Genomic DNA, 23269 nt, shown 5'->3' on the forward strand with positions numbered 1-23269 from the left:
AGTCATTGGCTAGCCTTTAAATAGCCTAAGCAATATAAATTAATAAAAAAAACATAAACAACGTAGCGGGAGACTACCTTATGCAGCATTCAAAAGAAGAAAAAATGAACCCGTATATCAGATTTTCATTGATGATTTTAACATCGACCATCGTCATGTATATCATGATGTATTTTAATACTTATCAATGGGATCACGTTTATTTTAGCGAAACCAGAGCTTATATGGCGCTATATATGGGCGCCGCTATGTCGGTCATCATGTTGGCGTTTATGAGCCATATGTACAAAAAAACCAAAGTCAATCTTATGATTTACGGGCTGAGCATCGTGATGTTCGCCGTCGGTCTTTGGGGCGTCAGATCCCAAGCGACCGTTGATCAAGTTGACTGGATGCAGGCGATGATACCGCACCATTCGATTGCTATCTTGACCAGTACCCGCGCCGATATCGACGACCCGAGAGTGCGTAAACTTGCCGATGATATCATCGAGGCGCAAGAGCGCGAAATTGGCGAAATGCAAGAGCTGATCGAAGAGCTTAAATAAATTAAAGAAATACATTAGCTTAGACGCTTAAAAACCCTAGAAGTTAAAGACCTTAGTTCTTAAAGCGCTAGGGTAAGTTAAGAATTCACTAAATATTTTAATAAATGCTCTTAGTTAAATGGCTGTATTTAACGCAGTCATTTAGCTATTTTTTTTCGGCAAATTTTCCTTAATTTGCCATTTTTATGCTTTATTTAAATAAAGGATACACCATGAAAATTATTAACCATTCACGCCTAGCATTGCTTAGTGCTAGTATCAGTGCTGCCTTGCTCATCAGCGCCTGTCAGCCTGCAAATGAAGGGGCTGCTAATAAAAACGCTGCGCCTGCTACAGAAGAAGCAATCGTCACTGATACGACAACCGACACAGTAACCAGCCCGCACGCCAATCATGATATGGCAGCGATGAGCACAGATACTGAGCACATGTCGGTGACGCATAAAGCGTACAATGATTCGATGGTAAAAATGCACGATGCGATGATGGTTGGGATGAATTACAACGATCCCGATGCCGCGTTTGCCCAAGGGATGCTCGGTCATCATGTCGGTGCGGTTGAAATGGCGGAGATTCAGCTAAAATATGGTACGGATAAAGAGATGCGTCAGCTAGCGCAAGAAATCATCGACGCCCAACAATCTGAGATTGAGCAGATGCAAAACTGGCTGGCCAGTCATCCTGATGCAGCTGAAGCCATGCCTGATACCAAAGCCATGCAACAAGCCTACGCTGATGGGATGGATGCTATGCACGATGAGATGATGGCGGGTATCGCGAACCCTAAACCTGATATGGCGTTTGCGCGCGGTATGTTACCGCATCATAAGGGGGCCGTTGATATGGCGGAAGTAGAACTAAAATATGGCAAAGATGCCGAAATGCGTCAGCTGGCGCAAGCGGTTATCGACGCGCAGCAGGCTGAAATTGAGCAAATGCAAAATTGGATTGCCAAAAATGGCGGTTAGTATTTTTATATAAAATGCGATGTTGGTTTAATATAAAAAATCTGTTCCTTAAATTAAAAAATCCAGCTAAGTAATCTTAGCTGGGTTTTTTTACGAATGATAATTTCTTAGATTTTAAACAATGATGGCATGCTATTAGACATTTTTACCATGCTGCTTTTGCTGAATGTCTTTTGCCAAGTTATAGCATTCATTGATATGGTCGGTGGCGATTTTTTTGAAAATCATATAGCCCATGGTCGCGGCGACCATTTGTCCACCTAAAGGAATGAACTTAGTCACTTGTTTGGCGGCAATACGACCACCGAAACCTTGGACGGTCTTTTTCACGATACCACGTGTCGCCATTAGTCCTGCAAAATCAACCGTACGGTCTTTTAGCGCTTGCCAATGGATGGCGCGTGATTCTAAATCAACGGCAGATTGACGCCCTTCAATCAGTCCAAAACGCTCACTGATCTCAGGTAGCAGGACGGTCAGCATGCTGGCATCAACTGCCACATCAAAAAATGGAATAGGTACAATAGCGACACCAGCAGAAAGCTTGGCGCGTTTTTTGACCAATTTTTCGCAGTCTTTTTTGACTTTATCTAGGTCTAAATTAGGGTCGATGGTATTAGGCAGTTTTTCAGCGGTTGGGGTGGTTTTCATAACGCGTCCTTAAAATGTTTAAAAAACAGAAAGTCATTAATATAGTAAAAGCAAATATGGCAAAAATGATGAGTATCTTATAATTTTCAAATAAGTCATCTTCGCATAACTCATCTTGAATGTTTACCATTTTATGGCTTTATAAGCGCCATACAATCATTGCTTTGTAGCAAAATGCAGAAAATTGCAGGCTCTCTGCACCGTTTTTGTAAATAAAGGGCAGGTTGGCAAGCAAGAGTTTAAAAATTCGTCATCAGTAACCTTTATTTTTCCTACATGATACGTCATATAAATTACGCCATAAGGTATAATTGGGCAATCGCCAAACCTAGACGATAGTGCTAAAAATTCCCATTGTGGCTATGTGCCAAAGTCAGTAGAATAGCACCATGCTAAATTTAACCCCCCGTTATACCTGCACTCGCATCGACGAGTTGCCCGCCGCGTTGCAACCACTGGCCGCCCAATCATTTACCCTTGCTAGGCTTTATGCCGGTCGCGGTATCACTGCGCCTGATGAGCTTGAAACAGGACTGTCTGGTTTATTACCTGCTGAAATGCTGCATGGCGTCACCGAAGCGGTGCGTTTGTTAGATGTCGCCATCGACGAAGGTCAGCGTATATTAATCGTCGGTGATTTTGATTGCGATGGGGCAACCAGTACCGCATTGATGATGCGCGCGCTGACAAAGATGGGCGCGGTGGTTGATTTTTTAGTACCTGACCGTTTTAAATATGGCTATGGTCTAACGCCAGAGATTGTTGAATTAGGTATCAAAACTTATAAGCCCGACATGATTGTGACGGTCGATAATGGTATCTCAAGCCATGACGGCGTGGCGCGGGCGCAGGCTGATGGCATCACTGTCATTATTACTGATCATCACTTAACCACCAAAGAAACACCGCCCGCCGAAGCAGTGGTCAATCCCAATCAGCTTGATTGCAACTTTAGTAGTAAAGCCTTGGTTGGCGTCGGCGTGGCGTTTTATGTGCTCGGACGCTTGGCGAAACTGCGCCGCGAAGCAGGCAAGTCTAGCGTGCAAGTCAGCCAATATTTAGATTTGGTCGCGCTTGGGACGATTGCCGATGTGGGTGTACTTGATAAAAACAATCGTATTTTAGTGCATCACGGTCTAAACGCCATTCGCCAAGGTCGCTGCTCGCTTGGGATATTGGCACTGCTTGAACAAGCAGGTCGCGACCCAAAACAATTACAGGCGCAAGATTTTGGTTTTGTTTTAGGTCCGCGTATCAATGCTGCGGGGCGCATGGATAATATGCGCATCGGTATCGAATGCTTATTGACCGATGACTGGAGTACCGCCCAGCGTTTGGCTCAAGAGCTTGAGCAGCTTAATCGTACGCGCCGTCATGTCGAAGGTGAGATGCGCGCGCAAGCAGATAGCATTGTGCAAGCGTTAGCTACTGCTGACTCTAATGCTAAGAATGATGCTGACGAGAGCGATGAAACTCTTATCCAGCCTAAAACTGAAAAGTCGGCTATTGATAATCAAAACCGCAGCATCATTTTATATCAAGACGATTGGCATCAAGGGGTTATCGGTATCGTCGCTGGTCGTTTAAAAGAAAGTCACTATCTGCCCAGTATCGTTTTTGCGCCAGCGGATACAGAACGCACGGGTGACGACGATGCCATCAAAGGCTCGGCGCGCTCTATCGCAGGCGTGCATATTCGTGATGCGATTGAGCAAGTGGCCGAACGTTACCCTGATTTAATCAGCCACTTTGGTGGTCATGCTATGGCGGCAGGTTTAACCATTAAACGGCGTCATTTCGATGGCTTCGTAACCGCGTTTAACGAAGTGATGGCGCAGATGGATGAGGAAGTCTTTGCCGAGCAGAAATTTACCGACGGACCCTTGCAAGCGGCTGACTTTAGCTTGTACTTTGCAGAGCATCTAGCGAATGCCAGTATATGGGGTCATGGCTTTGCGCCGCCGATATTTGACGGCGTATTTGAGGTATTGAGCTTTAAGATATTAAAAGACAAACATCTTAAATTGTCGTTACGTTATCCTGAGGTGCAATATCCAATTGAAGCAATCCAATTTAATTTTGATAGTAGTGCTTGGGATTACCGCGCCGAAAAAGTGCATGTATTATTTCAGCTAGACATTAACGAGTGGAACGGTAAACAAAGCTTGCAGTTGATGGTCAAAGATTTGACGCTGGTAAAAGAGACAGTAGAGGAAAGCGAGTAGTTGCTAGGCTTGAATACTTTAATATTTCCATTCAATGGTTGGAAATTGCCAGTCATAACGAATGGCAAGCATCCGCAAAGTAAAAATCGTCGCCATTGCTGAGATATCGGCAATCCAAGCGCTTACGCCAAGATTGTGCAGGGCAAAATAAAGAATGCCGCCCGTTAAAGACGCACTAATATAAATCTCTTGCTGTAGCACCAACGGAATCTCATTACAAATCATATCGCGGATGATACCGCCGACAATAATCGTAATCACCCCGAGTAATAATGCCACTGGCACATTGGCACCCATACTATCAGCAACCTTAATACCGATTAAGGTAAAAGCTGATAGGCCAATAGTGTCGGAGAGCTTGAGAAATTTATCAACGCGCCTAGAGTTAGGGTGAAAGAATACCTGCATCACCAATGACGAAATAGTAATAAGCGTCAAATAACTCATATCCACCATCCAAAACAGTGGATGACGATCCAAAATGACATCGCGCACCGTACCGCCGCCGATGGCAGTCACAATCGATACCAATAAGCAGCCAAAGACATCAAAGTTCTTATGCTTGGCCAATATCGTTCCCGAAATACTACAAGCGACAATCCCAATCATATCAAACAGATAAATGAGTGAACGCGGGTCAAAAGTAGTCATCAATTCATAATCTAAAGCGATGGTGAGCATGCATTTTTCTCATTAAATCCCTTATATTAAAACATCAATATCAAAGCACTGGTATTTTTTGCCCATGAGGTTAAGCGGTAAAACGAAGAGTTAATCGACCAAACGAATAGAGGGCAGGTGCCAATCGAATTTAAGCGCCAGCATACGCACGGCAAAGATGATAAATAACATCATAAATTCATTGGCAACCGCATCAACGCCCCAGTAATCAAGCGCCAAATAGCTCAAGGATCCTGCAATACTAGCGGTGATATAAATCTCACGCTGTAGCAGCAGTGGTATTTCATTACAGATAATATCACGCAATAAACCACCGATAATCGCCGTCCAAACTCCCATCATAACCGCAATAACCGGCGATATATCTTGCGCCAACGCCACTTTAAAACCAATGACACTAAAAGCCGCTAGACCAATCGCGTCAAAGAATTTGAGGGCTTTATCAATCTTATGATACAGATGAAAGAAAATTTGTAGAATAAGCGAGGTAATAGTAATGACAATGACATAGTTGAGGTCAGTCATCCAAAATAGCGGATGACGATCGAGCGCCATATCGCGCAATGTACCACCGCCAATGGCATTGACCATAGAAACCAAAATACAGCCCGCAATATCAAAGCCTTTATGCTGCGCCAGCAAAGTGCCGGCAATGGCACAAGCAATGACGCCTACCATATCTAATAAATACAGCAAAACATCGGGGAAAATAAAGTGATTCATCATGACTTATTTTAGCCTCAACCGTCTTTTGCAAATAAAATCAGTCCTAGAATAATTAGCCCAATACCGACCAATCCCATTGCTGATGGTATGGCATTATCCAACAATAGTATACCACCAATCAAAGCAAAGATTACCTCGCTGGCTTGGGTCGAGTCAACGCCTGCGACTTCGCTTGAAGTCACCGCTTGCTCACGTGCATAAAAAAATATGCTTGTCGCCGCTACTCCAGCCAGTAATGCTACTAGCAAGGTATTAAATAACTGGGTGGTTGCAGGTGGTTCAGGCTGGATAAAAGCGCCTAAAACCAGCCAAAATGGAAAACTACCCAAGGTCATTAGCCAGACTTTATTAAAGGCATTTTGTAATAAGCTCGTCTCGATAGTAGGAATGCGGGCAATGAGGTTTTGTAGAGGCGAAGAGGGTATGACTTCGATGCTAGAGGGGGTTTTTAAGGTAGCGTTGTTATCCGAAGTGCTAGACATGACAGCAGACAAATCGAAAGCTTCTGAGACAAGCGGTTGGTTAGCATTCTCGTGATAACTTTGTTCGCGATTGGGTTTATTTGCTTCTTTTGCTTGTTGCGTTTTAGCCTTATCTTTATGGGGATGGTGTTTGCGCGAGTTGTGTGAGACTTGCCAGACCAGTTGATTGCCGATTGGGTAACTAAAAGCCGCGATTAGCGCAGGTAGGGCACCGTAAAGCAGCATTTCTGCCATCGGTGCGCTATCAATATCGGCGAGGGCAGAGGCGCGCAAACCTTCGCTGACGTTGACCAATACCACCCCGATAAACACCAAAAAGGCATAAATAATAAATTTCTTATCAAACCTTTGTCCGAATGCCAATAGTACGAGCAAACTGGTTACCACCGTAAACATAAAGGTAGCAGCAACGACCCAGCCTGCCACGTGGTCGCCCGCATAGCAAATACCGGTATAAAATACCCCAAAGCCAATACTGCCGGTAAGACACCAAAAGCGCCAGTGCTGAAGAAAAATGCTCGCAAGCGCTCGAATACGTCCAAAGCCATGTTGCAGGATAATAACGGCGCTGATAATCAGCCACATAAAGACATAACGTAGGCTCGCTGACCAAAACCAATGGCCGCCAGCATTACTCATCAGCTCATTTAAAATAAATGTCGAGCTAAAGAACGCCCCCGCCAGTAAGCCCAATAAAATCAGTTTGACCATGTATGCGTCCTTGCAGTCGGCAGGTTAGCTATAGTCAGAGCACTTTTAAACCGCTACGGTGTTACCCGCCCTAGATGTACTCAATGTACTATCTGCGGTCGGTCGCCTTGTAGCGATTCTAAAATTCCTTGACTATATTTAGAGGATGTTTAGTTTGGAGTTTGGATTGCTTATTTATCTGAACTATTGATTTGCCCAATTTGCGCAAAGCTCATTCCATTATTTACCTTTAGCATCGGCCCAAATAATCTTATGCAGTTGTAGTTGAAAACGTACAGGCAAGGCATCAGCCAGTATCCATTCAGCTAACTCACGCGCCAATACTGGCACATCGGGGCTGCTCAATGCTTCACTAGCAACGACTTCTTCTGCGACAGTAAACATTGGTGAAAACCAAACCGTACCGACCAATTTATCAAGTTGATGCTCAAACAGTGTTGCCTTTGCCCACTCATAATCATTGCGGTTCATAATGACAAATTTGATTTGGTCGTGCTGGGTGAGATAGTTAAGGTTTGACCAAAGGTTTTTATCGACTTCACCTGAGCTTGGCGTTTTCAGATCCATCACTTTGCTGACCGCAGGCGGTACATTTTTTACCGTCAGCGCGCCTGCGGTTTCAAGTGAAATCTCATAACCGTCATTTAATAAACGTTGCATCAATTCAATGGCATTTGGCTGCGCTAATGGCTCGCCACCAGTCAAGCAGATACGCTGACACGGATAGCTTTTGATTGTTGCGATAATGGCTTCTAACGATTGCCGCTCACCGCCACTAAAGGCGTATTCGGTATCACAATAGACGCAGCGTAGCGGACAGCCAGTCAAGCGTACAAATATCGTCGGCAAGCCTGAGGTTAGCGCTTCACCTTGCAAGGAATAAAAAATCTCGGTCAAACGTAGCCCTGCTTCGGGATCAGTGACAGGAATTGCCGAGGTGCGTAAAGATAACTCACTCATAATATGTCAAATACAGTTAGGGATTGATAATGCTATCAAGCATTTATTAAATGAAAAAAGCGTCAATAATCTGACTAACTCTAAAAATGTTGGTATTCAAATGAGACGAAGATTATAACGTAAAGTTTTGCATTAAACTGCCATAAGGCATTAAAAAAGATGCTGGAGTCAACCTCAGCATCTTTTTTGATAAAAAATTAACGTCATAACTAAAGCTTAATCACCGAAAAGCTAGGCCAAACGTAATAACTCATTGACCGAGGTTTTGGCTCGGGTTTGCGCATCGACTTTCTTCACGATGATAGCAGCGTACAAACTGTGCGTACCGTCTTCTGATGGCAAGCTACCGGGTACAACGACTGAGCCTGCTGGTACACGGCCGCGATGAATCTCGCCCGTTTCACGGTCATAAATGCGCGTTGATTGCCCGATAAACACGCCCATAGAAATTACTGAGCCTTCTTCTACTATCACGCCTTCAACGATTTCAGAGCGCGCGCCGATAAAGCAATTGTCTTCGATAATCGTTGGACTGGCTTGCAGCGGCTCTAAGACACCGCCGATACCGACGCCGCCTGATAGATGCACGTTTTTACCGATTTGGGCGCACGAACCAACCGTCGCCCACGTATCTACCATCGCGCCTTGGTCGACATAAGCGCCAATGTTGACATACGATGGCATCAAGACGGCACCTGCTGCGATGTATGAGCCTTTACGAGCAACCGCTGGCGGTACCACGCGTACGCCAGCTGCTTTAAACTGCTCTTGAGTCCAGTCAGCAAACTTCGTCGGCACTTTGTCATAAAACTGCACGTGTTCGCCCGCCGCCTGGACATAGTTATCGTTTAAACGAAATGATAATAATACCGCTTTTTTAGCCCATTGATTGACCACCCATTCGCCATCTTTTTTCTCAGCAACACGCAAGCTACCGTTGTCTAATTGTTCAAGCACTGCGTTGATAGCGTCGCGTATGTCTTGTGGCATGGTTGCTGGGCTATAATCGTTACGATTTTCAAAGGCTTGCTCGATGGTTTGTTGCAATGTCATAAATATTCCTAAAGTTGGTGAAGGGTAAAAAAGATAATAAAAGTGGTCGTTTAAATTAATCAAGCATTTTGTTACTAAGCATGTTGTTACCAAGCATTTTGTTACTAGGCAGCAGTATTGCTATTTATCCAGTCTACAATATCTTGATAAACTTGCTGTTTATTTTGTTCATGAATCGGCTCATGGCGCATGTGCGGGTAGAGCTGTAGCGTGATATTGCTAAAGTTCTGTTTTTCTAAACGGCTGGCAATTTTGCGAATACCTTTACCCATATCGCCGATCGGATCGTTCTCGCCACTGACCAGTAACATTGGAAAATCTTTGGCAATGGTCGTTGCCCAGTTTTTATTGAGACCCGCTTCCATTAAGCTAAACAAGGTTAAAAACCCATTGTTGGTAAAGTCAAAGCCCGTCAATGGATCGGCTTCATAAGCTTCGATAGCTTGAGGGTCTTCATTAAGCCAAGCAAATTCTGAAGAAGAAATACGATTATCAAGCTTACTATTGAGTACTTTATTCATCACATTGGCAAAGACTGGGTTTGGTTTTTTAGGCGCCACTTTTGCCAGTACTTTATTAATGGGTAATAGCACTTTGGTCAATGGATTGGCATCAGCGGTACCCATTAAGATGGCACCAGTAAAGTTCTGGGCGTGATGTTTGAGGACATTGCGCACGATAAACGAGCCCATCGAATGACCCATAACGAAATGCGGCACATTAGGATGGCGCACCTTCAAGCTGTCCGCCATGATAATAACGTCTTTTAATAACGACTGCACCGGATGTTCTTCAGCAAAAAAACCCAAATCATTGGCTGATTTGACCGTCTGCCCATGACCCAGCTGATCATAAGTGGCGACCGCAATACCATGATCTGCCAAAAACTGCGCAAACTCTGCATAGCGGCCACTGTGCTCGGCCATGCCATGCACGATCAGTAGGGTAGCAGTAATCGGCGTGGTATTATCGCTTGGCTCAAAAAAAGTATGGTGCAGATAATGGGTGTTGTCAGAGGAGGTAATTTGCTCGGTGTTACTCATAAACGAATCCTAATATTGATATAAAAGAGACAGAAAAAACTTTATAGTCAAAATTATAGGAATTTGACTATAAAGCATTAAAATTTTTCTTAGTATGCTGTCATTATAGTTTTACTTCGTCGGGCGCTGATAGATTATTTTACCTTCTTTAATGGTAGTGACCACATGAATATCTTTAAGCTTATCTGCACTTACCGTCAATGGATTGGCATCTAATATAACCAAATCAGCGAGCTTACCTTTGGTTAAGGTACCTTTGCTATTTTCCTCATAATACTCATAAGCGGCATTGGTCGTGATGGCTTTGAGCGCTTGATAAGGGGTTGCGCGTTCATTGGCGCCGATAATCTTGCCTGAGCGCGAGGTGCGATTAACCGCTGACCAAACGGTAAATAACGGGTCGACAGGTGTCACAGTGTCGTCAGAATGGTTGGTGTATTTTAACCCCATTTTATCCGCTGTCGCTATCGGACTTAAAAAATCAGCGCGTTTTTTGCCTAAATTCTGCACATGCACATCACCCCAAAAATAGGCATGATTGGTAAAAAATGACGGTAACATCTTATATTTTTTAAAGGCTTCTAGCTGATCGGGGCGCGCAAACTGAGCATGAATAGGCACCGTACGGCGATCTTTATCAGCGGCTTGCCCGGTCTTTTTGACCGCATATTCGTGGGCTTTAATAATCATATCTGTCGCGCCATCGCCATTATTATGGATAAACAACTGGTTATCGTGCTTATAAGCCTTGGCAAACATCTCATTGAGCGCATCTTGGCTGATACTCGGCAAACCGCGGCAGTCTTTTTTGCAGTCTGGCACTGGCGTCAAATAAGGTTGACTGAAATAAGCTGTTTTACCTTGCGGCGAGCCATCGGCTATGATTTTAGTTCCTTGAACTTTAAAACCGTTTTGATAGGTCTTCCAAACAAAGTCTTTGTCCGCTAAGTTTTCATCTAAATCACTGCTACCTGCTAATGCGACTAAGTCGATTTTCAGCTTGCCAGCATCGGCTTGTTTTTGGAAAAACTGAATAGTATTACGAGCTGTTGAACCGTTGTGGGCGGTAGTCAGACCATTTTTGGCATAATAATCTTGGGTTTGCTCAAAGAATTTGGCTTGATTGGGCTCTAATACCTCTAGCATTCGCCGCATAAATGGATACATAGCGGTTTCTTGGACGAGACCATTTGGTTCGCTAGAACCTTTAACCCGTGCAATATTACCACCTTCTGGGTTTTTAGTATCTGCGGTAATGTTCAGGGCTGCCAAGGCTTTGCTATTGGCGACACCCATATGACCGCTGGTGTGTTGCAGATATACAGGGTTATTAGGCAATACTTTATCGATATCTGCTTTGGTTGGATGACGACCTTCTTTTAATTGACTCTCATCATAACCCCAACCATAGATCCATTCATCATCGGCGATGTTATTGTCCTTTTTATAGTCTTTTAAGGCTTGTAGTAATTTATCCATACTATCTATCTTGCCAACTGGCGGTGGGTTCAAATTTGCCTGGCCCATGGTGTTTGACACCATATCAAAGTGACTGTGCGGATCGATAAAACCCGGTAGCAAGGTTTTGCTGTTTAAATTCACTTGAGCGGCATTTTTATATTTTGATTGCGCCTTATTTAAATTGCCAACATAAGCAATCTTGCCAGCCTGCGTGACCAAAGCTTCGACCATCTGCGGTTGCTCACCTTCCATGGTAATGATATCGCCATTGTAATAAACCGTTGCTGAATCGCTTGTTTGTTCTGCATTTGGCTGTTTTGCGGTGGTTTGCAGGGCAGTACAACCAATCATGCTCATCAGTCCAATACTCAGTAACGTCGGCTTAATAATACCTATAGTCATGGCGCTATCCCTAATAGTTTTTTCACATAAATAAGAGCTTTATCCAATGTAGCGATAAAGCTTTAAAGGGTCAATGTTATTTATGAATTTATCGTTGGCCAACAATATAGCAGGTTTAATATAAGGTCGATAAGTCAATAACTGAGGGCGATGATAAAAGCTAAGCTGACTTTATTTGTAGATTTTATTTTGTGGATTAACCAAGCACTGCAAGACTGGTAATAGAAGAAGAAAAGAGAAAGGTTTTTGCTATTTATAGGCTTATGAAATAAAACACCAGCCATAAAAAAACCCCCATCAAAGTGATGAGGGTCTTGGCAAATGCCATAATCGAATCAAAAATGATTCAAAAGATTTACAACTAAAATATGGCTCTCCAACCTGGGCTCGAACCAGGGACACACGGATTAACAGTCCGTTGCTCTACCAACTGAGCTATTGGAGAATAAGCGGTAAGGCTTTTATGACTTACGGCAAGCTTAGAAAGTCTCTAATGAGTTATTGCTAAGTGGGGCGTATTCTAGCAAAGATAAAAAATACGTCAAGCTTTTTTTTGCAGATTTTAAAAAGATTGCGTTTTTACGTGGTAGATAAAAGCATTTACAAGGTTTTTAGCGCAAAGACAGGGTTAAAGTAAGCATAAATAGCCCTAGCCATATAAATAAAAAATATCTCCTACACTCACTCTAACTGTCTTTATTTGCGATTTAGCAGAGGCTACTGTATAACGGATATTTAAAATAGACAGGTTTTACGATAACAGCAAGGAATATTATGTCGCAATATAACACCAGCTCTACTGCTAAAAGCGCCCCTTTAAATCATGAATTGTATATGTCGGTGCTGATGACGCCAGATATGGCCAATTTCATCGGCAACGTCCATGGGGGTGATTTGCTCAAGATGCTTGACCAAGTCGCTTATGCTTGCGCCAGTCGCTACAGTGGTAGCTATGTCGTGACGCTATCAGTCGATCAAGTGATGTTCCGCGAGCCTATCTATGTGGGCGAGTTGGTTACTTTTGCCGCTAGTATCAATTATGTCGGTAGAACGTCTATGGAAGTGGGGATTCGGGTTGAAGCGGAGGACGTTCGCGCCCGTACGATTCGTCATACCAATAGCTGCTATTTTACTATGGTGGCGATTGATGATAACGGTAAACCGACGCCTGTGCCTGCGCTTGAGATTAAAAATGCCATGCAGCAGTGCCGTTTTGACGCAGGCTTGGCGCGTAAAGAGCTACGCATGCAAAGCTCGCATCGCCCGAGCTGCGACATCAATCAAATGATTGGCGAAAGTCTGGGCGCTGATAAGATGACGGATAAAAGCGGCAACAACAATGATATGATTGGCGAGCTTGCTCAGCATAGCAATGCCAAATAAGGCGCATTTTACCTAGCAAAATCATCAATACTTAAACAAAGTCTCACGAAAACCTTACTGACCAGTAGCGGCTATTTGGTTAAATTTAATGATAAATAAGGCAGTTAAAAATAGTTAGCGCTCATGGCTTAACTTTTTTGATGGCTATTTAACTTCATTATATTAACCATTTATTGAGCCTCATATGAGTTCAAAAAACACTGAATCATCAAACATTCCTTCCAAAGATCAGCCAGCACCGCAAGCCGTTCGTACCCGCGGTGCTGGCAGTGCGCGTTCTATTGCCAATCTGAACAAAGATACGAGCAATTCTAAAGACGATATTAATCCTAACCTCAATTTTACTAACGTCACGAGCCCCGAAAACGTTCAGGAGGACAAGAAGCAGGAAGACGAGAAATCCTCGTCGCTGGTTACTGTGCTCATTGCCGTAGGAGCGAATGTTATTATTGCCATTGCCAAAACCGTTGCGGCATTTATGACTGGCTCTGCTTCTATGATTGCTGAATCAGCGCATTCGTGGGCAGATGCAGGTAATGGCACTCTACTCATCGTGGCGGAGAAAAAGGCGGTCAAACCTGCCGATAACAGTCACCCGTTAGGCTATGGTAAAGAGTCATACGTATGGTCTATGATTGCCGCTTTTGGCGTTTTTATGGCAGGCTCGATTGTTTCCATCTATACCGGTATCACCGAGTGGAATGCGCCTGAAACAGAAACCAATTACACCATTGGCTTTATTATTTTGGCAGTGGCCTTTGTGCTCGAAGGTTTTTCTCTAGTGCAGGCGTATTTACAAAGTAAAAAGCATGGTCAGGCTATCAATGTCAGTGCGTTAGGTTATGTGGTGAATACTTCAAACCCAACGTTGCGCGGGGTGTTTTTTGAGGATTTGGCAGCGGTTATCGGTTTAGTGGTCGCAGCAGCAGCGATGGGCATGCATGCCTATACGGGTGAGCCGTTCTGGGATGCCCTTGGTTCTATTATCGTTGGCATATTATTGGGTATGGTTGCCATCTTTTTAATCAATCGCAATCGTGATTTTTTGGTTGGCTATAAAGTCTCAGAAAAGACCCATTGCTATATCTTAACGGAACTATTGAACCATCCTGATATCGACAGCGTCTCTTATTTACACTTAGAGTGGGTCGGACCCAAAAAAATCTTTATGGTGGCAGCGGTCGATATCGCCGGTAATCAACAAGAACAGCAAATCGCGCAAAAATTTGAAGATATTGAAAACCAATTCCGTGCCAATCCATTATTTCAAGAAGCGATTTTGACATTATCTGTTCCCGATGCTGAGGTTTTACGTTTACCGGATGAGCAGTGTGCTTAATAAATCTTGCCAAATAATAAATAATCGTCACCTATAATAATAAGAGTCTTATATGAAAAATTACCTAAAATCTTCCAAAAAAAATACCAGTCGGCGTCCTACTAGCATCAATCCATTACTTACTTTGGTGGTGACAACGCTGCTATCAGCACCTATCGTCAATGCTAATGCAGAATTGATTGTCCATAGTGAGCCAAATAGGGTTAGTAAGGGCACCAATAATATTGCCAAGCAGCAAATGAACAATCAAGCACCAACTGATGTGTCTATCATTAAACTGATGCAAGTGATGCATATCGACGCGCAGATTCAGTCTATCGTCAATGGCCAACAAGCGGCCATCGATGCCATTAATACGCAAACCAAAAACCAGAATCAAAGTAGTAATCAGCGCGCCAGTGACCAACAGTTAAATAAGCGCCAACGCGAGCTACAAGAGCAAATTCAGAGCGTGTTAGGTCAATATACGAAGATTATGACTGAGGGTATCGGCAATGCAGCCGACGCACAAACTTTGACGCAAGCTTATATCAGTGCCGCTAAGACTTACTATACGCAGGCTGAAGTCGATGCCCAGATTAAATTCTACGATACGGCGGTAGGGCAAAGTATCCTTGCCAAGCAGCCACAAATTACCGCGGCTTTTTTACAGCAATCCTTGCCTGAAGATACCAGCGAGACTGAAGCGCAATTAAGCGAGCTATTGCCGCAAATGAAGCAGATTATTAAAGGCGTATTTTAAAGTCATTATTTTTTAGTCTAATTCTAACCCGTTTTAATACCCGTCTTTAAAATCAATTTTTCTTGCTTGCTTGCTGTGCCTTCGCAGACAGAGTCTATAAAAAATTGGTGGTGTGTCAAAAAGTATGCTGATTAAAATTTGAATAATTTTTGAAGTCTTGAAAGCCCTATAGAATCAGAGAACTTCGCATAGATTTCTTATTGGCTTTTATCGCCAGCATACTTTTTAGAACACCACCAAAAAATTTATATCAGCCATACCGTCGCGTTTTTAGGATGTTTTGACTATAACAGCAATTTATAAATATAAGGTTTTAGAGATAAAAAAAGGTCACTATAAAAGTGACCTTTTTTTATACTTATCTGAATACCATTTATAGATTTATTCAGTCATTGTTATTTTTTCTTGGGGGCATTAGCACCGATGAACCAAGCATCTTTATCGACAATACGGCTTACTTCGGTCAATAAATCTGCCGTATCTTCATCGCCTGCGTCGCCCGCGGTATCAATACCTTCACGCAGTGAAGCGGCAATGGTTTTATAACGATTGGTAAGCTCGCGTACGTGCTCATCAACTTCTGTGATATCAGTTGGATAAGTCTCTAAGATAGAGTCTTCGACCACACGCTTAGAGATACCGTTGGCTTTACCGCCAAGAATAACGATACGTTCGGCAACTGTATCAAATGCTTCAGTCAAACGCTCATAAGTCTCATCTAACAATTGATGTACGCCAATAAAGCCAGTACCTTGTAAGTTCCAATGGCACTGCTTACTGTCCATACTTAGGTCAATCAGATTGGCTAAGTTAGCGTTTAACAGTTCAACCATTTTTTCAGCGGTTTTATCATCAATACCACTTGCGTAACGTTCTCTCATAATTTACTCCATTATTTTAAGTTTTTATTAGTTGTTGGATTAATTTTTAAGCGTGTTGTTGCTTGTATTTATCGCTTCTTAATACTGCTTGTTCATTAATTCAGTGCCCATAGTAGCAATTTATGAGCGCGATTGAACCCCTAGGTTTTAGGCTTTATTAAGTGGTCGTGTAATGACTTTGTTAATCGTGAAAAGCTTTGTAAATTTAGCTGCCATTCTGTGCCTTTCCTATAAATAATAGACATTAAATGAATAGTAGTCGTTTTAAAATTACCACCAATGTAGCGCAAATTTTAGCTGTTAATTATGTGTGTAAATAGGAAATGAAACTCACGATTATCCTTTAAAAACTGAGCTTTAGACCCCACATTGTTATAAATCCAAATTCTTATAACCTTTTATAAATGTCAGGAAGAAAGCCATTATGCGAATGCCTGAACCGCGCTCGTCGCGTCAGTTAAACCAATTGGCCACTCAGCTGCAAGGCGAAGCTGAAATCAGTGGTGTCAACGCGTCTGGTACGCAAATATCAAGCCGCGCCTTTGAGATGGTCACCGACTTTGAGCCGGCAGGCGATCAACCACAAGCAATCGAAAAGTTGGTCAAAGGCATCAAATCAGGCATGGATGAGCAATTATTACTCGGTGTGACCGGTTCTGGTAAGACTTATACCATGGCAAAGGTCATCGCTGAATGCCAACGTCCAACCATTATTATGGCGCACAATAAAACCCTTGCCGCCCAGCTTTATGGCGAATTTAAAGCGTTCTTTCCAAATAATGCGGTTGAGTATTTTGTCAGTTATTACGATTATTATCAGCCGGAAGCCTATGTTGCGGCGAGTGATACCTTTATCGAAAAAGACAGTGCCATCAACGACCATATTGACCAAATGCGCCTATCAGCGACGCGGGCGCTGCTTGAGCGCCGTGATGCGATTATTGTGGCTTCGGTCTCCTGCATTTATGGTTTGGGCGATCCAGAAAGTTATCTAAAAATGCTCTTGCATGTCGTCGTCGGCGACAAAATCGATCGTACTGCTACTATTAAACGTTTGGTTGAAATGCAATATAACCGTAATGAGTTAGATTTTGGCCGTGGTACCTATCGCTTGCGCGGTGAGCTATTAGATATTTATCCTGCGGAATCTGAGCAGCTAGCGGTGCGCGTGCATTTATTTGATGATGAAGTGGAGAAAATTACTTGGTTTGACCCGTTAACCGGCAAAACCGTCCGAAGTGTGCCGCGTATTACCATTTATCCGAAATCGCATTATGTGACCCCGCGCAATAAATTGGAAGCGGCAAGTCATACCATTCGTGCTGAGCTTGAGCCGCGCTTAGAGTATTTTCGCGACAATAATAAATTGGTTGAAGCGCAGCGTCTAAAAGAGCGTACCCAGTATGACCTTGAAATGATTCAGCAGCTCGGCTACTGTAATGGTATCGAAAACTACTCGCAGCATCTGTCTGGTCGTCCGTCAGGGGAAGCGCCGCCAACTTTGTTTGATTATATTCCAGAAGATGCGCTGTTATTTATCGATGAATCGCACGTGACGGTTTCGCAAATTGGGGCGATGTATAAAGGCGATAGGTCACGTAAAGAAAACCTCGTTAATTATGGTTTTCGTCTGCCAAGTGCCATGAATAATCGCCCGATGAAGTTTGAAGAGTGGGAGCGTATCAAGCCAAAGACCATTTATGTTAGCGCAACGCCAGCACAGTATGAGCTTGAGCATAGCGAGCAGGTGGTCGAGCAAGTTGTGCGTCCAACCGGCTTGATTGACCCTGAGATTGAGATTCGTCCGGTATTGACGCAGGTTGATGATGTGTTATCGGAGATTACCAAACGCCGTGAGCTTGACGAGCGCGTGCTTATCACAACATTAACTAAGCGAATGGCAGAAGATTTGACCAGTTACCTTAAAGAATACGATGTCAAAGTCGCTTATCTGCATTCAGATATCGATACGGTTGAGCGCATGCAGATCATTCATGAGCTGCGGACAGGCGTTCATGATGTGTTGGTCGGTATTAACCTGTTGCGTGAAGGGCTTGATATGCCAGAGGTGTCATTAGTGGCGATATTTGATGCTGATAAAGAGGGCTTTTTGCGTTCTGAGCGCTCGCTGATTCAGACTATTGGCCGTGCTGCCCGTCACTTAAACGGTAAAGCGATTTTGTACGCCGACCGCATTACACCGAGTATGGAAAAAGCGATAGAGGAGACTGACCGTCGCCGCGAAAAACAAGTCGCCTTTAATCTTGAGCACAATATTACGCCAAAAGGCGCGCGCCGTAGTATTACCGATAAAATTGACACGGGTGAAAACCTTGATGTCAATGACAATCAAGTGATTCCTGTGAAAAGCAATTTGCCTGATGTCGATATCAGCATTTTGCGCAGTCCTGATTTACTGGCCAAAGAAATCAAACGCCTTGAGAAACAAATGCAGCAAATGTCACGAGATTTGAAGTTTGAAGAAGCGGCAAAAACGCGTGATAAAGTATTGGAATTAAAAGCGCATTTGATTTAATGGTTTAATTCCGACTGAATGTAGACGTAGAAAGGTGAGTTGCATAGGCTGCAGCTCACCTTTTTTTATTTAACAATGAGACTCAAAAAAGCTTGTCCTTGTATGCATTAATAACTAATAATTTGCTATTAGATAACTTGTAATTATGATAAATGCCACTTAAGATGATATGACGCAGCGGCATGCGCTATATCACTCACGGACGACGTAGGCGGATTACCTATCATGCATAATAATATCGATAACAACAGTCATAAATTACTCAAGTTAGACTTTAATGAAAACTCTTTAGGCATGTCGGACGCTGCCAAAGAAGCCATCACTAATGCTTTAGCTGGCGCTGCTCGCTATCCTGATAAACATCGCGTTACGCTGCAGAGTAAAGTAGCGGCTCTCAACGGCGTACCTGAAAATCAGGTTTTATTGGGCAATGGCTCAATTGAGAGTATCAGAGCAGTGGTGCAAATGCTGCATGACAAAGCATTAAAAACAGATACAAGGTTTCAGCTAATTATTCCAGACCCAACTTTCGGCTGTGCAGAGCTGTATGCACGCTCATTAGATATTCCAGTAGTCAAAGTGCCATTAACGCGCGATGACTATGATTTAGACTTTGATAATCTACAAAAAGCGGCTGCTCAATTTGACGGTATCAGTCTTTTTTATTTGTGCAATCCTAATAATCCAACCGCTATCATTACCGAAACGGATACACTCAAAGCGTGGATAAAAAATGCGCCAAAAAACCACTATTTCTTAGTGGATGAAGCCTACTTTGGCTATATCACCGATCCAAGTTTTGTGAGCGGCGTTGAATGGATAAAAGAGGGGCTATCAGATAACTTGATTGTCGTGCGCACTTTCTCAAAATTATTTGGGCTAGCAGGCTTGCGCGTCGGTTATGCGATTGCCAATCCGTCGATGATTGCAGAAATCGGGTCTTTGATGTCTACCGATAATATCAACATGTTAGGTGCGGTAGCAGCAATAGCAACGCTAGAAGACGAGGCGTTTTTGGCGCATAGCTTACAAACCACCAATCAATCAAGAAAAATAATGGAGACAGCGCTCGATGAGCTGGGGCTGCGTTATTTACCCTCGCAAACCAACTTTATTTTCCATGAAGTCAATGGCGATGTACAAACCTATATCGATCGTATGCTCGAACATGGTATTGCCGTTGGTCGCGAGTTCCCTTCGATACCAGGTTTTAACCGCATCACACTTGGCACACCCGAAGAGATGACAGTCGTTATTAAGACGTTACAGTTATTTCGTGAAAAAGGCTGGGTGTAATTACGCACAATCGTATGATTGGATTTACCAAAAAAGAAGGGACGCTTAGACGGCGTCTTTTTTTTACCAACATCAAACGCAGTTTTACATATTCTGTCTTAAAAAGTATCCGTACACCTTATAGGATAAGTTAATAAAGCACGATTTATCATAAGTAAATATGCGAGACGCATACCATAAAGACCATAAGAATAGACGTGCTAAAGGTTTTTAAAATTTTAAGACAAAGGGTGTATGTATGTTTGATATCAAATCTTTTTTTAAGAGAGAAGTAGAAAAAAAGCTCATGGATGTGGATGATTATATTTTTATGCCTGAGCGTATCGAGATGGCGCTTGAAGGCGGAGAGTTGAATTGTGTGTTAAATAGTGATGGCCGCGTCGACATTTTTTATAGTAAGCAGGGCGTGACAGAAGTCAGTTCGGCATCGCGTAAGCATCCTTTTACAGCGTTTGAGACCGAGTTATATCATGGCGTTTATGATGATGTCATCCATGCTTTGGTCAAAGAAGTAAATAAGATAATCGACGGCTCATCTAAGTATTTTCATCGCAGTAAAATATTGCCATCGACCGCGTCTTTGCCCGTTCGTCCAACGCCTAGCAATGAGTTATAAATTGACTAATCATAAGTACGTCAGTATTTCATAAATCCCATTAGCTAAATGAGTAATAAAAAAGGGTAAATCATATGACTCACCCTTTTTTTTGGCTACTATTTTTTTACCTTAAGTATGCAAAATACTGTGCGGAGCATATTGTGCTAAGCGCCACTTAAAACGGTAGACTTTTTCACTGCCATAGATTTGTTAGCATCAGATAGGGCAGCGACGTTAGTAAGCGGGCGCGATTGACTGCCGTCAATCAAGTGGTTAGTCTGTGTTTTAGTAAGCAAGCTTTTTGCAAATTTTACGCTATCATCTCGTTTTTTTAAGGTGTCCGTGTAATACCATTCACATTGAAACGCCTGCTCAGTGATATCGAGGAGCATATAACCACGTTCGGTCTGATTGTTAAATTTCTGATGCGGGTTTAGCTCAACACCTGCGGTTTCAGGAAAGGGCGAAGACGTCAATGCCGGACAGACGAACTCTACAGCTAAAGAACCTTTGCCGGTTAGAGGATTATAGCTACTTGCTTCAAAAGGGTTTTTTGCAATATCAAATGCAAAGGAAGCATGATAATCCCCAGTTAAAACAACCGTATTGGAGATATTATTATCTTCGATAAAGTTGAGCAAACGTGTGCGTGCACTGGCATACCCATACCAAATATCGCCAGAATTGGTGGCAAAAGTGCCTTTAAATGGCGCCAAAATAACTTGTTGCCCGAGTATTTGCCATGTTGCTTGTCGGCGTTTACCTTCGAGCATCTTTAAATAGAGCCAGTTTTCTTGTTCAAGACCTAATGATTGACGTTCAGGCTCGTTGCTGGCTTTGGCATCAAGCTTTTCGCGACCAAATATGCGCGTATCTAGCATGTTTAAATCGAATAATTTACCAAACTCAAAACGTCGATAGATGCGTAATTGACTGTCTAGCTCGTTGCTACTGTCATCGCGGATAGGCATCCACTCATGATAAGCGCGCACGGCCGACATTTTGCGTTCTATATAGCTGCCTTTACTCTCAGTATGAAAACCTGCACCACCTTTCCATGAATTGTCTGCGATTTCGTGATCGTCCCAAACAGCGATAAACGGATGCTGACGGTGACATTCTTGCAAATCGACATCGGTACGGTAGCAAGCTTAGCGGCGACGATAATCCTCTAAGCTGATAATCTCGCTTTTTGGCTCTAGCGGTCGCTCTTCTTTTAAATCGTCATCGCGATAGAAGCCTTCTGGATACTCATAGATATAATCGCCCAAATGTATGACGGCAGAGATATCGGCTTGCTTGGCGATATTGGCATAACCATTAAAGTAGCCAAAGCCATAGTTTGAGCAGGAAACCACGGCTAAGCGCACACGATCAACTTCGCTTGCTGGCAAGTCTGCTTGTGGTATGGTGCGTGTGCGACCAATAGGAGAGCGATAGCCTAGTGCTTCAAAAGCATAATAATAAGTGGTATTGGGTTGTAGGTTTTTAGGGTCGACTTTTACGGTGAAGTCGGATTGCGCTGTCGCTATTGCGCGACCTTGAGTAACGATGTTTTTCAGCGCTGGGTCTGTTGCTACCCTATAAGCAACAGGAATGCTGGCGGCTTGGATACTGCCGTCATTGGTAATTCGTGTCCATAGTATGCCCCGATCTTGGAGCGGGTCACCACTGGCAATGCCATGCACAAAAGGTGCTGCGCCTTGATAGCCTAAACCATCTAAACCATCGAGGTTATTTGGTGGCCTGACGTCATCATCATCTGATGAGCAAGCACTGAGCTGAGTCAACACAGTGCCGGCTACCGTTAGCTGACCACCAAGTTTTATAAATGCACGTCTTTTCATCAGTCATCCTTGACATGGGTTAAAGATAAATTCCATTTGTCATTCACAATAGTAAATAATCTATATGAATAAGTTGGGTTGTGCAATCAATAACCCAACTTATTTCGTGAAATAAGCCCTTTAGTCAAGTCGCTGATCCAGCATCTATTTTTCAGCTACTTATTTAACGATACTGCCATAACAGCTTTGCAGCGTTTTTGCTACCACTTTAGTGACCAGTTGGGTGCGATAGTTGGCATCAATTGCCGCATTGCCAAGTTCAACGAGGGTCACTTGCTGCGGCGCTTGCTCGCTGACGCAGCCGCAAACTCGACCTTTTATCTCTTCCTCTTGGGCATCTGACATCGCCACACTAGCAATGCGCCAAGCATTTTGTTTTTCAATCTGACTGCGGCATTGGTTATCAATAGCGGCTTTAAAAATATTCATCCCAATCTCGTTTGCCGAACCGATGGCCGTGCCAGCATTGGTATTCATATCAGAAGTGGCACAGCCAGCTAGGACAAATGTGGCAAAAACGATGCTCGAAGCAAATAGTTTTTTCATAAGTTTTCCTTTAAGGTTTATCGATTCTATTGATGTTATTAGCGATTATATGTAATAGAGACCAATTATAGTAGTGAAAAATTATAGATATCTGCGTATTAGTAAAAAAGATAATCATTGGCAGTAAGTGTTCTTTTAACTATTCAAGCAGTAATCACGCGTCGGCTGCGCATGGCAAGAATCAAAGTTA

At 43.1% G+C, this 23269-nt stretch carries 19 protein-coding genes, 1 tRNA gene and 1 pseudogene; 9 read left to right on the forward strand and 12 right to left on the reverse strand.

The window, feature by feature from the left end; genetic code table 11:
- Nucleotides 1–80: 80 nt before the first annotated feature.
- Together H9653_RS03670 and copM are read left to right on the forward strand one after the other, a co-directional pair.
- Nucleotides 81–548 carry a DUF305 domain-containing protein gene (locus H9653_RS03670; protein ID WP_225211589.1) on the forward strand — a complete coding sequence of 156 codons (468 nt, stop codon included), beginning with the start codon at nucleotides 81–83 and terminating at the stop codon, nucleotides 546–548.
- Between the two features lie 212 nt (nucleotides 549–760).
- A complete protein-coding gene (gene copM / locus H9653_RS03675) occupies nucleotides 761–1516 on the forward strand; it encodes a CopM family metallochaperone (RefSeq protein WP_191690543.1) in 756 nt (251 codons plus the stop codon).
- A gap of 135 nt (nucleotides 1517–1651) precedes the next feature.
- Here the strand turns inward: copM and H9653_RS03680 are convergent, their stop codons facing one another.
- On the reverse strand, nucleotides 1652–2167 hold the full coding sequence (locus tag H9653_RS03680) for a hypothetical protein (RefSeq protein WP_068408032.1): 516 nt from the start codon (nucleotides 2165–2167) through the stop codon (nucleotides 1652–1654).
- A gap of 389 nt (nucleotides 2168–2556) precedes the next feature.
- On the opposite strand from H9653_RS03680, the gene recJ reads away from it, so the two are divergent.
- The gene (gene recJ, locus H9653_RS03685; RefSeq protein ID WP_191690545.1) at nucleotides 2557–4392 is read left to right on the forward strand and encodes a single-stranded-DNA-specific exonuclease RecJ; all 1836 of its coding nucleotides are present in this window, start codon (nucleotides 2557–2559) and stop codon (nucleotides 4390–4392) included.
- 18 nt (nucleotides 4393–4410) lie between these two features.
- Here the strand turns inward: recJ and H9653_RS03690 are convergent, their stop codons facing one another.
- The 8 genes from H9653_RS03690 to H9653_RS03725 all read right to left on the reverse strand — a co-directional run bounded on the left by H9653_RS03690 (nucleotide 4411) and on the right by H9653_RS03725 (nucleotide 12356).
- The gene (locus H9653_RS03690; protein ID WP_191690547.1) at nucleotides 4411–5073 is read right to left on the reverse strand and encodes a trimeric intracellular cation channel family protein; all 663 of its coding nucleotides are present in this window, start codon (nucleotides 5071–5073) and stop codon (nucleotides 4411–4413) included.
- Between the two features lie 90 nt (nucleotides 5074–5163).
- Entirely contained in the window at nucleotides 5164–5799 is a 636-nt protein-coding gene (locus tag H9653_RS03695; protein WP_144297166.1) for a trimeric intracellular cation channel family protein, read from the reverse strand.
- 14 nt (nucleotides 5800–5813) lie between these two features.
- On the reverse strand, nucleotides 5814–6992 hold the full coding sequence (locus tag H9653_RS03700) for a multidrug resistance efflux transporter family protein (RefSeq protein WP_191690549.1): 1179 nt from the start codon (nucleotides 6990–6992) through the stop codon (nucleotides 5814–5816).
- Between the two features lie 219 nt (nucleotides 6993–7211).
- Nucleotides 7212–7952: a 7-carboxy-7-deazaguanine synthase QueE gene (gene queE, locus H9653_RS03705; protein WP_191690551.1), complete on the reverse strand. Its 741-nt coding sequence runs from the start codon at nucleotides 7950–7952 to the stop codon at nucleotides 7212–7214.
- Between the two features lie 231 nt (nucleotides 7953–8183).
- On the reverse strand, nucleotides 8184–9005 hold the full coding sequence (gene dapD, locus H9653_RS03710) for a 2,3,4,5-tetrahydropyridine-2,6-dicarboxylate N-succinyltransferase (protein ID WP_191690553.1): 822 nt from the start codon (nucleotides 9003–9005) through the stop codon (nucleotides 8184–8186).
- A gap of 104 nt (nucleotides 9006–9109) precedes the next feature.
- Nucleotides 9110–10048, reverse strand: coding sequence for an alpha/beta fold hydrolase (locus H9653_RS03715; RefSeq protein ID WP_191690555.1), 939 nt, complete (start codon nucleotides 10046–10048; stop codon nucleotides 9110–9112).
- Nucleotides 10049–10159: 111 nt separating this feature from the next.
- Nucleotides 10160–11911, reverse strand: a complete 1752-nt coding sequence (locus H9653_RS03720) for an amidohydrolase (RefSeq protein ID WP_225211590.1) — start codon at nucleotides 11909–11911, stop codon at nucleotides 10160–10162.
- A 369-nt stretch (nucleotides 11912–12280) separates the two neighbouring features.
- Nucleotides 12281–12356: transfer RNA gene (locus tag H9653_RS03725), tRNA-Asn, on the reverse strand.
- A 329-nt stretch (nucleotides 12357–12685) separates the two neighbouring features.
- Between H9653_RS03725 and H9653_RS03730 the strand changes: the two genes are divergently transcribed.
- The 3 genes from H9653_RS03730 (at nucleotide 12686) to H9653_RS03740 (ending at nucleotide 15375) form a co-directional block, all read left to right on the forward strand.
- Nucleotides 12686–13294: an acyl-CoA thioesterase gene (locus tag H9653_RS03730; protein ID WP_191690557.1), complete on the forward strand. Its 609-nt coding sequence runs from the start codon at nucleotides 12686–12688 to the stop codon at nucleotides 13292–13294.
- 184 nt (nucleotides 13295–13478) lie between these two features.
- Complete coding sequence (locus H9653_RS03735) at nucleotides 13479–14633, forward strand: cation diffusion facilitator family transporter (RefSeq protein WP_191690559.1); 1155 nt, start codon at nucleotides 13479–13481, stop codon at nucleotides 14631–14633.
- Nucleotides 14634–14685: 52 nt separating this feature from the next.
- Nucleotides 14686–15375, forward strand: a complete 690-nt coding sequence (locus tag H9653_RS03740) for a DUF2059 domain-containing protein (RefSeq protein WP_191690561.1) — start codon at nucleotides 14686–14688, stop codon at nucleotides 15373–15375.
- 395 nt (nucleotides 15376–15770) lie between these two features.
- On the opposite strand, the gene dps is transcribed toward H9653_RS03740, so the two are convergent.
- Nucleotides 15771–16256 (reverse strand): DNA starvation/stationary phase protection protein Dps, encoded by a 486-nt coding sequence (dps, locus tag H9653_RS03745; RefSeq protein WP_068406213.1) that lies wholly within the window; start codon nucleotides 16254–16256, stop codon nucleotides 15771–15773.
- A 424-nt stretch (nucleotides 16257–16680) separates the two neighbouring features.
- On the opposite strand from dps, the gene uvrB reads away from it, so the two are divergent.
- The 3 genes from uvrB (at nucleotide 16681) to H9653_RS03760 (ending at nucleotide 20704) form a co-directional block, all read left to right on the forward strand.
- Nucleotides 16681–18792: an excinuclease ABC subunit UvrB gene (gene uvrB / locus H9653_RS03750; protein WP_191690563.1), complete on the forward strand. Its 2112-nt coding sequence runs from the start codon at nucleotides 16681–16683 to the stop codon at nucleotides 18790–18792.
- 225 nt (nucleotides 18793–19017) lie between these two features.
- Nucleotides 19018–20088 carry a pyridoxal phosphate-dependent aminotransferase gene (locus tag H9653_RS03755; RefSeq protein WP_225211591.1) on the forward strand — a complete coding sequence of 357 codons (1071 nt, stop codon included), beginning with the start codon at nucleotides 19018–19020 and terminating at the stop codon, nucleotides 20086–20088.
- A gap of 238 nt (nucleotides 20089–20326) precedes the next feature.
- Nucleotides 20327–20704: a hypothetical protein gene (locus H9653_RS03760; protein WP_102077848.1), complete on the forward strand. Its 378-nt coding sequence runs from the start codon at nucleotides 20327–20329 to the stop codon at nucleotides 20702–20704.
- 146 nt (nucleotides 20705–20850) lie between these two features.
- Here the strand turns inward: H9653_RS03760 and H9653_RS12440 are convergent.
- Nucleotides 20851–22533: pseudogene (locus H9653_RS12440) on the reverse strand (alkaline phosphatase D family protein).
- 159 nt (nucleotides 22534–22692) lie between these two features.
- The gene (locus H9653_RS03775; RefSeq protein WP_191690569.1) at nucleotides 22693–23079 is read right to left on the reverse strand and encodes a hypothetical protein; all 387 of its coding nucleotides are present in this window, start codon (nucleotides 23077–23079) and stop codon (nucleotides 22693–22695) included.
- Nucleotides 23080–23269: the final 190 nt, after the last annotated feature.

The organism is Psychrobacter communis (assembly GCF_014836505.1).
GTDB classification, from domain to species: domain Bacteria; phylum Pseudomonadota; class Gammaproteobacteria; order Pseudomonadales; family Moraxellaceae; genus Psychrobacter; species Psychrobacter faecalis.